General features: G+C 33.4%; 13 protein-coding genes. 1 reads left to right on the plus strand and 12 read right to left on the minus strand.

What is annotated here, in order from left to right:
• Positions 1-103: 103 nt before the first annotated feature.
• The 8 genes from TD18_RS15125 to trmD form a co-directional block, all read right to left on the minus strand.
• Positions 104-331, minus strand: coding sequence for a DUF6095 family protein (locus tag TD18_RS15125; RefSeq protein WP_040254305.1), 228 nt, complete (start codon positions 329-331; stop codon positions 104-106).
• Entirely contained in the window at positions 321-1139 is an 819-nt protein-coding gene (gene murQ, locus TD18_RS15130) for an N-acetylmuramic acid 6-phosphate etherase (RefSeq protein ID WP_040254306.1), read from the minus strand. Before murQ ends, TD18_RS15125 begins: the two co-directional genes overlap by 11 nt.
• Positions 1140-1283: 144 nt before the next feature.
• The gene (locus TD18_RS15135) at positions 1284-2099 is read right to left on the minus strand and encodes a DUF4249 domain-containing protein (protein ID WP_040254308.1); all 816 of its coding nucleotides are present in this window, start codon (positions 2097-2099) and stop codon (positions 1284-1286) included.
• A 2-nt stretch (positions 2100-2101) separates the two neighbouring features.
• Positions 2102-4477, minus strand: coding sequence for a TonB-dependent receptor (locus TD18_RS15140; protein ID WP_040254310.1), 2376 nt, complete (start codon positions 4475-4477; stop codon positions 2102-2104).
• A 196-nt stretch (positions 4478-4673) separates the two neighbouring features.
• On the minus strand, positions 4674-5609 hold the full coding sequence (locus TD18_RS15145; protein ID WP_040254312.1) for a pyridoxal-phosphate dependent enzyme: 936 nt from the start codon (positions 5607-5609) through the stop codon (positions 4674-4676).
• Positions 5610-5654: 45 nt separating this feature from the next.
• Positions 5655-7874, minus strand: coding sequence for an NADP-dependent isocitrate dehydrogenase (locus tag TD18_RS15150; RefSeq protein ID WP_040254314.1), 2220 nt, complete (start codon positions 7872-7874; stop codon positions 5655-5657).
• A gap of 817 nt (positions 7875-8691) precedes the next feature.
• Positions 8692-9042 (minus strand): 50S ribosomal protein L19, encoded by a 351-nt coding sequence (gene rplS / locus TD18_RS15155; protein WP_040254316.1) that lies wholly within the window; start codon positions 9040-9042, stop codon positions 8692-8694.
• Positions 9043-9412: 370 nt separating this feature from the next.
• Positions 9413-10090: a tRNA (guanosine(37)-N1)-methyltransferase TrmD gene (trmD, locus tag TD18_RS15160; RefSeq protein WP_040254318.1), complete on the minus strand. Its 678-nt coding sequence runs from the start codon at positions 10088-10090 to the stop codon at positions 9413-9415.
• Positions 10091-10211: 121 nt separating this feature from the next.
• On the opposite strand from trmD, the gene TD18_RS15165 reads away from it, so the two are divergent.
• Positions 10212-11624, plus strand: coding sequence for an AAA family ATPase (locus tag TD18_RS15165; RefSeq protein ID WP_040254320.1), 1413 nt, complete (start codon positions 10212-10214; stop codon positions 11622-11624).
• 53 nt (positions 11625-11677) lie between these two features.
• On the opposite strand, the gene TD18_RS15170 is transcribed toward TD18_RS15165, so the two are convergent.
• From TD18_RS15170 to TD18_RS15185, 4 genes are all read right to left on the minus strand, one after another.
• Positions 11678-12115 carry a GNAT family N-acetyltransferase gene (locus tag TD18_RS15170; RefSeq protein WP_040254322.1) on the minus strand — a complete coding sequence of 146 codons (438 nt, stop codon included), beginning with the start codon at positions 12113-12115 and terminating at the stop codon, positions 11678-11680.
• Between the two features lie 80 nt (positions 12116-12195).
• Positions 12196-12816, minus strand: coding sequence for a hypothetical protein (locus TD18_RS15175; RefSeq protein WP_040254324.1), 621 nt, complete (start codon positions 12814-12816; stop codon positions 12196-12198).
• 147 nt (positions 12817-12963) lie between these two features.
• The gene (locus tag TD18_RS15180; RefSeq protein WP_040254326.1) at positions 12964-14412 is read right to left on the minus strand and encodes a glyceraldehyde-3-phosphate dehydrogenase; all 1449 of its coding nucleotides are present in this window, start codon (positions 14410-14412) and stop codon (positions 12964-12966) included.
• Positions 14413-14627: 215 nt separating this feature from the next.
• Positions 14628-16046 carry a trypsin-like peptidase domain-containing protein gene (locus TD18_RS15185; RefSeq protein WP_040254328.1) on the minus strand — a complete coding sequence of 473 codons (1419 nt, stop codon included), beginning with the start codon at positions 16044-16046 and terminating at the stop codon, positions 14628-14630.
• Positions 16047-16180 lie beyond the last annotated feature (134 nt).

Genomic DNA, 16180 nt, shown 5'->3' on the forward strand with positions numbered 1-16180 from the left:
TGAAGGGCTTTTTGTATTTTAATATGTTCATAGTTTTAAAACAAAGAGTCCAATAATAACAATTCTATTATTGGACTCTTTTAATATTTGGTGTAGTGTGTTTTTATTTAAACATACTGTCCATAATAATCTTTAGCCCTTTGAAGGCAAAGTAGATTGCTAAGGTACATAAGATAAATGCCAGAATTAGAATAGGAATGTATAAGGGTTTTTCAGTGTTGCTTTGAGCAATATACATAAGACTTGGACCTATAAACATTAAAACTAAAGAAATTCCCATAGTTTTAATTCCTTTAACTAACTCTTCTTTATTAGTTCTTTTAGTTTCCATTCGTATAATTTTTAATTGCTGATCTCACGTTTTTATAGGTCTTTAATAATTGTTCAGCTTCATCAAAACTAATGTTTAATTCATTCATTATCATTTGAGTTCCTCTATTTACTAATTTATTATTACTCAATTGCATGTCTATCATTTTATTGCCTTTAACTCTACCTAATTTAATCATAGTAGTTGTAGAAATCATATTTAGTACTAACTTTTGAGCTGTACCAGCTTTCATTCGTGAGCTACCAGTTAGAAACTCTGGACCTACAATAACTTCTATTGGATAATTTGAAACATTTGATAGAGGACTATTATGATTACTGGTTATGCATCCAGTAATGATATTATTTGTATTACATTTCTCTAATGCTGAAATAACATAAGGTGTCGTTCCTGAGGCTGCGATACCTATTACAACATCTTTTATGGATATATTGTAAGCTTTCAGATCTTCCCAACCTTGGGTTGTTGAGTCCTCTGCAAATTCAACAGCTTTTCTAATGGCTGAATCTCCTCCAGCAATTAATCCGATTACTAATTCATGCGACACACCAAAAGTAGGTGGACATTCGGAAGCATCTAAAATGCCTAATCGTCCACTCGTTCCAGCTCCAATATAGAACAATCTACCTCCATTTTTAAGTTTAATGACTATTTGTTCAGTTAATTTTTCAATTTGAGGAATCGCTTTCTCAACTGCTAAGGGCACTGTTTTATCCTCGTTATTGATATTAGTCAATAATTCAGTCACAGTCATTTGTTCCAAATGATTATAATTTGAATCCTGCTCGGTAGTTTTTATAAATGTCATATTGTAAAAATAGTTATTTTTCGCCTGCGTTAGTGATAGTAGCGGCATCCTTTTTGAGATTTTCACTCAAAAAGATATAGTGGATAGCACGACAACTCTTTGCTCTAAGCAAAAAGAGCTAAGAGTTGAAACGTCCAAAATATACTATTCAATAACCGTATAAACAAATTCATCGACTTCAGACAGTCTGAAATATCCAAGAGGGAAATTATCAGGATTAGTTTGATTGACGCAATTACCTCTTACAGTTGCAGGTTGTGTTTCGAAAGGTCCACCACCTCCATCATCTATTTGTTGTAATAGTATAAACATAAACTCATAAAAGCGTTCAGATACACCATGAATTCGTATCGTTACGCTTTGTCCTAAATCTAAGTCTTCTTCAACGTAAAATCCGAAAATTTCATTTCCATTTACAAATTCATCATTAAAAGTATCTAGAGTTGGAGTCACTGGCAGTGAAGGTGTAAACTCAAAAAAGTAATAATTTTCCTCGTCTGCGGGATCATTAAAAAACGCTTTAATCTCGGTTTCATCTCCAGAAAAACCACCTTCTAAATTTTGTTCCACACGTGTAATTTCATTTACAGACCTGAGTGTTTCTGTCGCTATATAAGTTTCTCCTTCATAAATTACAGTTAAAGTGTACTCACCATTTATTTCAGGAATAAACGAGTTGTTAATATAGATGCCAGTATCTTCATTTTCAATAAACTCAAAGCTATTAGCATTGCTATCTGTTATGATCACTGAAGCACCATTGGCAGGAGGAACCTCAAGATCAAAGAATGGCGCAGTTAAACTCAATTTAATTTGTTGTTCATTTCCAGGTGTCCCTTTAAGCCAGTCTATGGAAGCATCAATCACTAATTTTGGTTCTGAAGTTGGCAATTCCAAATCAATGACATCTTCACAAGCGTATGCGAAAATTAGAACTATGATAAATAAAATCTTTTTCATTTTTAAAATTTAAAATTATAAGATACTGATGGTACAATTCCGAATATAGCCAATCTAGTTGCTTCATTTCTACCTGTATCTCTGTTTTGGCTAAAGCTTATTGAGGCAGCGTTTCGCCTACTGTAAACATTGTATATTCCGAATACCCATTGACCTCTAAATCCCTTAGTCTTATTTGGCTTAGGCGTATAATTTGCAGAGATATCTAGACGATGGTATGCAGGTAGTCTAAATTCATTTCTGTTAGTATAACTAGGAATTCGAATACCATTATACTCATACTGACCGTTTGGATAGGTTACAGGCTGACCAGTTTGAAATAAAAAATTAGTATTAAAGGACCATTTTTTTGTCAGTTCATAACTTCCTGTAAATGATACATCATGTGTTTTATCGAACGGTGTATTATACCACTCACCATTGTTAATACCAGTTTCATTAGCTGATCTGCCTTCGGTTTGTTGCTCCGATTTAGAAAGTGTATAGGCTAACCAACCTGTAAATCGACCTTCGTTTTTTCTTAAGAGTATTTCTAAACCGTAAGCTCTAGCTCTTCCATTTAGAATTACTTGTTCAATGGCATCATTTGCAATCAAATCGGCACCATCTATATAATCAATTCTGTTTTTTACTGTTTTGTAGAAACTTTCAAGTTCTAAGGAAAAGTTATTGTTAGAGAAATTTCTGAAGTAGCCAACAGCATATTGATCTAAAATTTGAGGTTTCACATATTTACCACTAGGCGTCCAAACATCTAAAGGAGTAGGAGAACTTGTATTAGAAAGTAAATGTAAATATTGTGTCATTCTGTTATAACTTGCTTTTACAGACGACTTATTGTTTAACTGGTAAGCGAGAGCTAGTCTTGGCTCAAGATTATTGAAGGATTCTATAATATCACTACGTTTAAATTCTTCTGTACCAATAGGTTCAGCTTTTTCGTAAATTTGAAGTTGGTCATTAAATATTACTGCCTGATTATTTTCATAAGTATTAAGCTCATCTTGGCCTAACCTCAAAAAGTTACTATATCTTAATCCGTAAGACGCAGTTAGTTTATCATTTAATTGATGTTCTACGTCAAAATAGAATGCATTTTCTAAGGCATATTTATCAATTAGTTTTTGAGGATTTATTCCAGAGGTACTGGATGAAGGTTCAATTTCACCAGGATTGAATTTGTGATAAATTGTATTTAATCCGTATTGCAATTTTACTTTATCGGTTAAATAATGTTTAAAATCATATTTTATGTTGAAGTTTCTAATTCCCGAATTCCAATCGAAACCAACAAAATCTAAATTTAAGCCATAGTAATAATCGGAATAAATTAAAGAAAGATTAGAAAATAATTTATCCGAAAATAAGTGATTCCATCTAAAATTTAGAACGGTGTTACCATAGGTATTTTCAAAGCTATCGTTTATACTAAACACATCACGGCCAAAATAACCAGACAAGTAAATATTGTTCTTTTGGTTTAGCTTGTAACTCAGTTTAGTATTTAAATCATAAAAATAAGCGATATTATCAATATCAAAAAGGGGTAGGAATAAATGTGCATAAGATGCTCTTCCTCCAAGTAAAAACGAACCCTTTTCTTTCTTAATTGGCCCCTCGACTAACAACCTGCTAGACACAGCACCAATACCACCATTGGCATGAAACCCATTACTATTTCCTTCTTTTTGATATATATCTAGAACAGACGATACACGACCTCCATATCGAGCAGGAATACCACCTTTATATAATCTTAAATCTTTTATAGCGTCTGGATTAAAAACCGAGAAGAAACCAAATAAATGAGAGGAGTTATATACGATTGCTTCATCAAGAAGGATTAAATTTTGATCTGCTGAACCACCTCTAACATTAAATCCGGAAGCACCTTCACCAGCAGTGGTTACACCAGGTAAAAGTGTAATGGCTTTAATGACGTCTACTTCACCAAGTACTACAGGAATTTGTTTAATAGTATTAGCTGAAAGTGCATTGACACTCATTTGAGGTTTTCTTATGTTTAATTTTTCAATATTTTCAGTGATTACAATTTCATCCAGAGCTTCTGTGGCTTCATTCAAACTGAAATTTTTTGTCAAATCTGAAGTTAGTTCAATTGTTTCTATAATATTTTGAAAACCTAAATAGCTAATGACCAGTTTGTAAGTGCCTTCAGCTAGAGTGATTGAATAAAAACCATATTCATTAGTTATAGTACCAGTTTGTTGATCTGGGAATAAGATATTGACTCCAATAAGTGTTTCATTGCTATTTTGGTCTGTAATGACACCACTAATCGTGTATTTTTCTTGTGCTTCAAGAGTTAAAGGACTTATAATAAATAGGAGTAAAATGACTCTAAAAAGTATTGTCATAATTTATGATTAATATGTTTTGATTGATAAAGTATGTAAGTTTAAACGAATCACTTTAACAAATGTTACACGAAATTAAAATTAAAAAGTAAGAACAAAGGTTCTTATTAAAGCTTTTAACATAACATTTAATCATCAGTTAAACTTTGACTTAACATAGAGTAATGTGTACACTTAAAATTTAAGTATTATGGAACTAAAATGGCAAATTAGCAACATCCACATTTCCTCCCGAAATGATGATACCAACTTTTTTAGTTTTAAAGGTTGTTTTGTTTTTTAAAATAGCGGCAAAGGCAACAGCACTAGAAGGTTCGATGATAATTTTCATTCGTTCCCAAATGAGTTGCATGGCTTCAATTATTTCTAGTTCAGAAACTCTAATAATTTGGTTGACATGTTCTTTTATGATAGGAAAATTATGTGAACCAAGTTGAGTTCTTAATCCGTCTGCAATGGTATTTGCAGTGATATTAGTTTCAATTTTTCCACTAATAAGGGAGCGATAGGCATCATCTGCTTCTATTGGTTCACCTCCAATAACTTGACAGTTCTCAGAAAAATAAGTTGCGGCTAAAGCTGTTCCTGCAATTAATCCACCACCACCAACAGGACAAATAATATAATCTAAATCGGAATGCTCTTGCAGTAATTCTAATCCAGCTGTTCCTTGGCCTGTAATGACATCAGGATGATTTGAAGGATGAATAAATGTCGCTCCAGTATTTGCGACAATTAGATCAGCTGCTGCTTGTCGAGCTTGAATTGTTGATTCACATTCTATAATTTTACCTCCATATTCTAAAACAGCATTTTTTTTGACGCTAGGCGAATTAGAAGGCATAACGATGTATGCTTTGATATTTAAGTTTCTAGCTGCAAGTGATAAGGCTTGCGCAAAATTACCAGAAGAATGCGTTACAACACCATGCTGCTGTTGTAATTTTGAAAGTTGCATGATCGCATTCGTCGCACCACGAATTTTGTATGCTCCAGCTCTCTGGAAGTTTTCACATTTAAAATACAATTCTGCACCAACAAGTTTGTTGATTAGACCAGATGTTAGAGTAGGTGTATGATGTATAAAAGGTTGAATTCTCTTATAACATTCCTGTAAATCTTGTTTCGTCATTTTGTAAAAAAAAAGACCATAATAAATGGTCTTTTTCAGTATTTCTTATTTCAAAATTTTATTAAACGTATCGCTTGGTCGCATCGCAGCAAAAGTAGCTGTTTCGTTAGGTTGGTAATAACCTCCAATATCCATAGATTGACCTTGAACCGAATTTAATTCATCTACAATTTTTGCTTCATGTGCTTGTAGTTCTTTAAACACTTGAGCAAATTCATGTTTAAGATCCGTATCTTTCGTTTGATTAGCTAAAGCTTCAGCCCAAAAAAGTGCTAAGTAGAAATGACTTCCTCTATTGTCTAACTCATTGACTTTTCTTGAAGGCGATTTTCCATTAGACAATAATTTTTCAGTAGCATCATCTAAGGTTTCAGATAGTATTTTTGCTTTTGCATTATTATTAACCTCACCAAAATGTTCTAAAGATACTGCCAATGCTAAGAATTCGCCTAAAGAATCCCAACGTAAGTGATTCTCTTGGGTGAACTGTTCAACATGCTTAGGAGCAGATCCACCTGCACCAGTTTCAAATAAACCACCACCATTCATCAAAGGAACGATGGATAACATTTTTGCACTTGTTCCTAATTCCAAAATTGGAAATAAATCTGTTAAATAATCACGCAATACATTTCCTGTCACAGAAATGGTATCTTTTCCGTCTTTAATTCGTGTTAATGTGAATTTAGTAGCTTCAATAGGAGATAAAATTCTAATATCTAAACCAGAAGTATCATGATTTGGCAAGTACTGATTTACTTTCTTTATTAATTCTGCGTCATGAGCTCTCTTTGCGTCTAACCAAAATACAGCAGGTGTTTTTGAAGCTCTAGCTCTTGTTACTGCTAGTTTAATCCAATCCTGAACAGGAGCGTCTTTGACTTGACACATTCTCCAAATATCTCCAGTTTCAACCTTATGAGTAAGCAATACATTTTCTGAAGCATCTATCACCTGTACAGTTCCGTTTGAAGCGATTTCAAATGTTTTATCATGAGAACCATATTCTTCGGCTTTTTGCGCCATTAATCCAACATTAGGAACAGTTCCCATTGTGGTAGGATCAAAAGCACCATGCTTTTTACAAAAATCAATAGTTGCCGAATATAAACCAGCGTAACTACTATCTGGAATAACAGCTTTGGTGTCCTGTTGTTTTCCTTCAGCATTCCACATTTGACCAGATGTACGAATCATAGCAGGCATTGAAGCATCAATAATCACATCACTTGGCACATGTAAATTTGTGATTCCACGATCACTGTTTACCATGGCTAAATCCGGACCATGATCTAAAGCAAATCTGATATCATCTCTAATTTCGTCTCGCTTGTCTTCAGATAGCTCGCTCAATTTTTCCAATAAGTTTCCAAATCCGTTATTCACATTTACACCAATCTTATCAAAAGTAGCACCATGTTTTTCAAATAAATCTTTAAAGAAAACTCGAACTGCATGACCAAAAATGATTGGGTCGGACACTTTCATCATGGTTGCTTTCATATGTAACGAAAACAACACACTTTTATCTAGAGCATCTTCTACTTGTTCTTCTAAAAAGGCCAATAAGGCTTTTTTACTCATTACAGTAGCGTCAATAATTTCACCTTTTAATAAGTCTAAACCTTCCTTTAAAATAGTAATATTTCCAGATTTGTCTGTGTGAACTATTTTTACAGAAGTTGCTTCTGTTAAGGTAACCGACTTTTCATTGTGAGCAAAATCACCATGCGACATTGTCGCCACGTGCGTTTTAGAATCTGAAGACCAGGCTCCCATTGAATGTGGATTCATTTTCGCAAAATTCTTTACAGCTTTTGGAGCACGTCTATCAGAGTTTCCTTCACGAAGAACAGGATTTACAGCACTTCCTTTTATTTTATCGTATCGAGAACGAATTTGTTTTTCTTCTGTAGTTTTTGGTTCGTCAGGAAAATCAGGCAATTTATAACCATGATCCTGTAATTCTTTTATTGCTTCCTTCAATTGTGGAACAGAGGCACTAATATTTGGTAGTTTTATAATATTTGCTTCAGGTAGTTTTGCTAAATCACCTAATTCTTTTAATGCATCAGGGACGCGTTGGTCTTCGGTTAAAAAATCGGGGAATGTTGCTAAAATTCTACCAGCTAAAGAAATGTCTCTCAATTCAATATTAATACCAGAAGAGGCTGTAAAGGATTTTATGATTGGTAATAACGAATGTGTTGCTAATGCTGGTGCTTCGTCTGTTTTTGTGTAAATTATTGTAGGAGTATTTGCCATAAAAAGTTTAGAATTTGTTTTAATCTGAAAAGCTTAAATTTTAAGCCTAGCAAATATACAAATAAACTAAGAGCTAATAAAGTGAAATTAACTATTGAAACAGGAGAAAGATCACTTTAGTAAAAGACAGCAGAGATTAAAGAAATTTATATAAAAACAAAAGCCATATCACTGTAGCAAAACTACTCTGACATGGCTTTTTTGATTTAGCTTCCACATGACCTATTTAACATTGCTGTTAAAATTGAAATCGCTGAATTTGCATTCCCACATTTCAGTTCGGTTCAAGCTTGACTATCTCAATGAAACATTTCATAACTTTCAAAATGTATTGACCTGCTATTACTTTGTTCCGGTTTTAATTGCTTTTCTTGATCTCTTTTTCACCATCTGTTCGTTTTCACGTAAGACGCTCAAAAGACATTGCTCATCCTGTTCTCATTTGCTTTCGCTCCTGATACTTATTCAAAGCTTTCTACTTTTTCAATTGTCAACTGCCTAAACATTCAACAACCACAAAAGTGTCATGATTTCTTTGTCTAACACGCATACACCTGCGACGCCAAAACCTCCAAAAACAACTAATAAATAAAGAACGTTACTCTATCACAATTTAACACAAATTCAAAATTTAATTCAAAACCAAACTAGGTTTGTTGTTAATTGTTTAGCTAAAGTAGAGTTTTGTTTCGAAATTCCAAATTTTTACGCCTTTTAGATATTCACATTTTATGAACCGAAGTTATTAACAAAAGTTCATAACCAAAAAAGCCCTGACATTGTCAAGGCTTTTCTTAATCTATATGTATTTAGAAAATTATCTTCTAACTTCCTTAATTCTTGCTTTTTTACCTGTAAGGCCTCTAAAGTAGTAGATTCTTGCTCTTCTAACTTTACCTCTTTTATTCACTTCTACTTTTTGAAGTGCTGGTAAGTTAACTGGGAAAATACGCTCTACACCAATAGTTCCAGACATTTTTCTGATTGTAAATGTTTCTGAACTTCCAGAACCTTTACGTTGTAATACGACACCTCTAAAAAACTGCGTACGTACTTTTTCTCCTTCTCTAATTTCGTAGTACACAGTGATTGTATCACCAGCACTAAATTCAGGAAAATCTTTTTTTGTTACAAATTCGTCTTGTACAAATTTTACTAAAGAACTCATCTTTTTATATTTATATACGTTATTTCAAACCAACATTCACGATTTTCGCCAGAGGTTAATCCAAAAGTGGTGCAAAGATAGTTAAAAAGTTATAAGTAAAAAGTAAAAATTAAAAAGTTTTTCATTTGGATTTGGGTGTTCCCTTTTGCTCATACCTACAAGGTTTTCAAAACCTTGCAGGATCACAAAACGTCAGGCTTTCCGCAGTCGCTCTTTTCAAGGAGCTCCAACAATGCTGCAATCCTTAACACAGGTTCATTGATGTTAAGGCATTAGTTTAGAGGCATAAGGTAATAAGGCATAAGGCATAAGGTGTAAGTTTAGAGGTATAAGATATTAAATTATCCTAATCCCTAATCCCTAATCCCTTTCATTCTTCCAATAAATCAGGTCGTCTTTCCTTTGTACGTAAGTAAGCTTGTTCTTCTCGCCATTTTTCTATTTCAGGAAAGTTTCCACTAAATAACACTTCTGGGACTTTCATGCCATCGTATTCTCTAGGCTTCGTATAAATAGGAGGCGCTAATAATCCATCCTGAAATGAATCGGTCAGGGCAGAAGTCTCATTTCCTAAAACTCCAGGAATTAACCGAATCACTGCATCACATAATACAGCTGCTCCCAGTTCGCCGCCTGATAATACATAATCTCCTATTGAGATTTCTCTGGTGATAAACTTATCACGTACGCGCTGATCCACACCTTTATAATGTCCGCAAAGAATGATAATATTCTCCTTCATTGAAATCTGATTGGCAATACTCTGAGTTAAGCGTTCACCATCTGGAGTCATATAAATAATCTCATCATAATCACGCTCGCTTTGTAATTTTGTAATGCATTTATCTATTGGCTCAATCATCATAACCATTCCTGCTCCACCACCAAATTGTGTGTCATCAACAGCTTTATAGCCTCCAGTGGCATAATCACGTAAGTTGTGAAAATGAACACTTACCAAGTTGGCCTCAATGGCACGTTTTAAAATGGAAGCTTCAAACGGACTTCTAATTAATTCAGGTAAAACGGTTATAATGTCTATGCGCATAGTCTTCTTTTGTAGAGCGTAAAGATAGTTGAATTTTTGATTTCTAAAATGGGTTTAATATTTTATAACCAGCCAAAAGCTATATTTAATTTGTATATTTGGCTACGTATAGAGTTGTTTTATGAATTTAGTAATCGGTAGAGAAGAACAGTTACAATTGCTTGATGACGCCTTGTATTCTAATAAATCTGAATTGGTTGTTGTGTATGGCAGACGTCGAGTAGGCAAAACATTTCTTATTCGAGAGGCGTATAAAAAGTATTGCGTACTTGAGGTTTCAGGCATTCCTGATGGAAGCTATAAAGACCAGCTCACAAATTTTCATAACGCAATTTGTCGAAAAAATAAAAGTTTCAGTGCCTTAGAAAAGCCCGAAAACTGGTTGGAAGCATTTGCGATGTTGAGCGATTATCTTGACACATTACAATCGGATACTAAAAAAGTCGTCTTTCTAGATGAATTTCCATGGATGTACACTCGACGTTCTAAATTTGTTCAGTTTTTCGGACATTTCTGGAACAGCTTCTGCAGTCACAGGCGTGACCTTATTATTGTTATTTGTGGTTCAGCGGCTTCCTTTATGGTAAACAGAGTTATTAATGATCGTAAGGGGTTGCATAATCGTATTACCATTCCAATAAGACTATTGCCTTTTAATCTTTACGAAACAGAACTCTTTTTAAAATCTAAAAATGTGCATTTAGATAGATATTCCTACTTGCAACTCTATATGGCAATTGGCGGAATTCCACATTATTTAGATAAAATTCAATCAGGTGATAGTGTTCCTGTTGCTATTGATCGTTTATGTTTTAAACCCAACGGCATTTTAGTCAATGAATTTAATCAGGTGTTTGTCTCGCTTTTTGATGATTCAGATAATCACATTCGCATTGTTGAAGCCTTATCAACATCACAAAGCGGCATTAGTCGTGAAGAGTTAGTGACTAAAACCAATATAAGTTCTGGAGGAACCTTAACAACTACACTTTCCGAATTATCAGAATCGGGTTTTATATCAGAGTACAGGCCTTATTCAAATAAAAAAAAGGAAACACTGTACCGATTAACTGATGAGTATTCTATTTTTTACTTGAAATACATCAAAAATAATAAAGGGCGAAGCTGGAAAACATTATACACATCCCGAAGTTATGCATCCTGGAGCGGATTTGCCTTTGAAACTTTGTGTTTAAAGCATATTCAACAATTATTGAAAGGCTTAGGTATATCTGGTATAGAAGTTCTAAGTTCGAGCTGGAGAAATGAAAATGCTCAAATCGATTTACTGATTGACAGGAGTGATAGATCTGTAAATATCTGTGAAATGAAATTTTCTGAACATGAGTTTACTATAAATAAAAGTTACGCTGCAAATGTTCAGAAGAAAAAAACAGAATTTATAAATGCTATGAGTAAACGTAAAAATGTCTTCGTGACTTTTGTTACAACTTTCGGTGTTAAACCTAATGTGTATAGTAATCAAGTGATGAATAATCAAATTACTATTGACAGTCTTTTTCAAAAGGACTAATTTTTATATGTAGCCAAATCTCATGTTAAAAGCTACTTTTGGCTAAGTATAATTTACTTGTTAGTCCAAAAGAACTGTAAATCGGTATCCTTTTCAAAACCCAATCGTTTATATAGATGTTGCGCTGGATTATCAAAAGCGGTTTGAATTGCTAAGCCTTTTTGGTTTTCGTCTTGGCATAATTGTTTGGCTCTATTGATTAAAGCCTCTCCAATGCCTTGATTTCTGTAATTTGAGTTTACATACAAATCATTTAATACATACATAGATTGCATTGATACGGAAGAAAACAAGGGAAATAGTTGCGTGAAACCAACAGCGTTATGATTGATATAAGCGATGTAAATCACAGAAGATTTTTGTTCAAATAATGTTGTTAGAAATTTTTTGGCATCTTCTAGGTTTGATTCTTGTTTGTAGAACACTCTGTAAGCATCGAATAACGGGACAACTATTTCTAAATCTTTAAGATATGCTTGGCGTATAGTCATAAAAAAAATCTGTAATCGAAATTACAGATTTTAATTGATATTTTAATGTTATACTAAATCAAGTTCAGTAGGACTAGATATTAAGCATTCTTTTGCTCGTTAATCATGTCTTGTAATTGACGTCTCACTTTTTGTTCACGTTCTAAGGCATTACGTCTGTGTTCTTCAAATTCTTCTTCAGTTTCAGCTAAGGATAGTTGTGCTTGTTTTGTTACTGCATTACTATTTCTATATTTATATATAAAGAATAATAATAAAGCAGCAAGAACTCCAACAATACTCCATAATATTAGACTGTAATTTGGCTTGGTCATTTGCATTCCAAACAATTGCATACTATCTTTTTCTGAAATGGTATTATCTAACTTGCTTTTAGTATTTGATAAATTCAGTTTTAAATCCTCAATTTCTTTCACCTGACTGTTTACAGTGGCCTCTAGATTATCTAATTCCTTGTAAGTTGTTTTTAACGAATCCAAGACATTGGTCTTTAATTGAAGTAGCCAAGCTTGTTTTACAGCTTCATACCGTTGTCCGTTAGTGCCTTTGAAGTTACCAGACTTTACAAAAATATATTCAAATTGACTATCAATAGTACCACTGCTAAGTGATAGCTCATTTGAGTCGTCTTCGGTTTGAGAATATGCTGTAAAACATGTTAAAGCAAATAATGAAAGTAATAGTGTTTTAAATAATTTCATTTTGGTTAGTAAAATTAATAGTGTGATTATTAGGGAACAATATAATAAATTTATGAAGATTTACTTCATAATGGTTAAACAATTAGCCTCACAATTTGTGAGGCTAAGATATATACGTAAAAAAAATAATTTTAGATGTTTAATCGATTAGTAATACGTAAATCGTCTTACTTTGGCGATATATTTGGCAAGTCTAATGACTTGATGGCTATAACCGTATTCGTTATCATACCAAATATATAATATAACATTTTTACCATTTGGCCTTACAATCGTCGCCTTACTATCATAAATTGAAGGTGCAGAGCTTCCGACAATATCACTAGATACCAATTCGTCACTCATTTCATATTTAATCTGTTCTACCAAGTCACCTTCTAATGCATACTTTTTCATGATAGTATTCATAGCATCTACAGATGTTTTCTTTTCCAAATCTAAATTCAGAATAGCTAAAGAGCCATTTGGTACAGGAACACGAATGGCATTAGATGTTAGTTTTCCTTCAAATGAAGGTAAGGCTTTACTAACAGCACTTCCAGCTCCAGTTTCAGTAATGACCATATTTAATCCAGCGGCACGTCCACGTCTGTATTTCTTATGAAAATTGTCTACTAAGTTTTGATCGTTAGTATAAGCGTGAATTGTTTCTAAATGTCCACTAACTACACCATAAGTATCTTCAACAGCTTTAAGAATAGGAGTAATGGCATTTGTAGTACATGAGGCAGCAGAGAAAATATCTACTTTATCAGGATCATTTTCTAAATGGTTTACACCATGCACAATATTAGGAACACCCTTACCTGGAGCCGTTAATAATACTTTATTAACACCTTTTGATTTTAGATGCCTGCTTAAGGCTTCTTTATCTCTAAAAGCTCCTGTATTGTCAATTACTAACGCATCTTGTATACCATATTTCGTATAATCGATATCTTCAGGTGCATTTGCTGAAATAATAGTTACTGTTGTTCCATTAATAATTAAAGCACTGTTTTTCAAATCGGCAATAACCGTTCCTGAAAAATCGCCATGCACTGAATCATTTCTTAATAATGAAGCTCGTTTTTCTAGAACCGTCTGGTCTATTGTTCCACGAGTTACAATGGCTCTCAAACGCAGCTGACTTCCCTTACCGGTTTTAGTCATCAACTCTCTGGCTACCAAACGACCAATTCTACCAAAACCATATAACACCACATCTTTTGGTTTGATGTTTTTATTTTTTTTGGCGTCTTTTAATTTATTGGCTACAAAGGCAGTTGCATTACTGTACTTTTGATCTTCAAGATGAAACTCATACGTTAACTTCCCAATGTCTAATTTCGCAGGAGGAAGGTCTAGGGTTTTAATAGCCTGAGCTATTTCAACAGAATCAAAAATAGAAATTGGTTTTTGTACAAATTCACCAGCATATTCGTGAAGATTTAAAATTTCACTAACATTACGATCTATCAATTGATTTCTAAATAGCACCAATTCTATAGATTTGTCGTACCAAAGGTCGCTAACGATTTTAATAAATTCTACCGTTGCTCTTCTTCGATCAGCTTGAAAAGCCAATTCGTTTTCATAAGTTCCATTCAAACTCATTGTTTTAAATTTAGTGTGCCTGATTATTCAGCAGACAAGGTTGTTTGTTTTGTTTTAACGCTTCAATTTTTATCATTAAAAATTGTAAAGACGTCTCTGTTTCAGTTTGCAAAAATAATATATTTCAAACGTTTTCGTAACGTTTTTTTTAAAAATAAAAAATCCGTTAAAACCACTAGATATTAACGGATTTTCTTAACAAAAACCTGAGGCAATTACCTAATTAGAAATTGCTCTTTTTCGCCTTCTTTATTAATAAGACCAATTTTTTTAATGTACTGTTCAGGATTTGCACCAAACTTCTGTTTCAAAATAGCAATGTCTTCAATGTTGTTAATTTTGACGTTATTTATGTCGGTAATTATGTATTTTGAAGATACACCAAGATTTTCAGATAGCCAGTCGTTGTCATTTTTTACAACTTCAACTCCGTAACTGATGTTGTTTTCTCGTTTGCGCTCTTCAGAAAGATTTTTCAATTGCATATTCATAAATTCAACGGTGAGAATATCTGTTTTTGAAAGGGCAACAGGTAGAATTTTTACCTTACCATCTCTAATGATTTCAACATTCACAACATCGTCAGGACGTTTGGTTTTTAGATAACCACTCAAATCTGAAAACTTAGAAATTTCAATATTGTCTATTCTCTTTATGATATCACCAATCTTGATACCTGCCTTTTCAGCTCCAGATTTTTCAGTAACTTCAGCAACATAAACACCTTTAATTTCATTTAAGCCTTTTTCGATAGCTTCTTTAGAATTGCTATTGAGCAGTGATACACCTAAAATTCCGTTTTGCACATTTCCATATTCAATAATGTCTTCAACAACTTTTCTGGCAATATTACTCGGCACAGCAAAAGAATATCCGATATATGATCCTGTTTGTGAGGTGATTGCTGTATTGATACCGACAAGTTCTCCGTTAGCATTGACTAAAGCACCTCCAGAATTACCAGGATTAACAGCGGCATCTGTTTGAATAAATGATTGAGAATTTCTACCCGATAAATTTCTTGCTTTAGCGCTAATAATTCCAGCAGTAACCGTTGATGTTAAATTAAAAGGATTACCAACGGCTAAAACCCACTCGCCAATTTGTGCAGCATCAGAATCACCAAATGTTATAAATGGCAAATCGTTGTCTGCTTCAACTTTTAGAAGTGCAATGTCTGTTTTTTCATCTGTTCCAATAAGTTCAGCATCATATATTTTGTTGTCGTTTAATGTAATCGAAATTGATTCAGATCCAGCAATCACGTGATTATTCGTAATGATATAACCATCAGGAGAAATGATAACTCCACTTCCAGTGCCAACCTGAGCACGTTTAGATTGTTGTCGACCGAAGAATAAGTCTTGTAAAGACAATGGTGCAGATACCAAAGCTGTGTTCTTTACGTGAACCACAGCATCAACCGTTTTTTCGGCAGCATTTACAAAACTCGGATGTTCTGCATCTATTAGATTTGCATTCGTCGTTTTGTAGTTTGTAGGAACAAAGAATGGCTGTTCTGAAGCTGTTTCAGCGACCACAGTTGTTTCTTTTTCTATCAAAAATTTATAGGCAGATAATGTTATAATTCCACCTAACACTGAAACAAATACTAAGGTTAAGATTTTTTTCATATTTAAAAATATTTATTAATTAGGTAACGATTAAAATTAATTATTTATTGATTTAGCTTGTCAACTTTAACGATTTTTAACGTCACTTTTAACGGTCATTTAACAACGTAATTATCGTAGCATTATTCCTATAT

Source organism: Psychroserpens mesophilus, assembly GCF_000826645.1.
Classification (GTDB): domain Bacteria; phylum Bacteroidota; class Bacteroidia; order Flavobacteriales; family Flavobacteriaceae; genus Psychroserpens; species Psychroserpens mesophilus.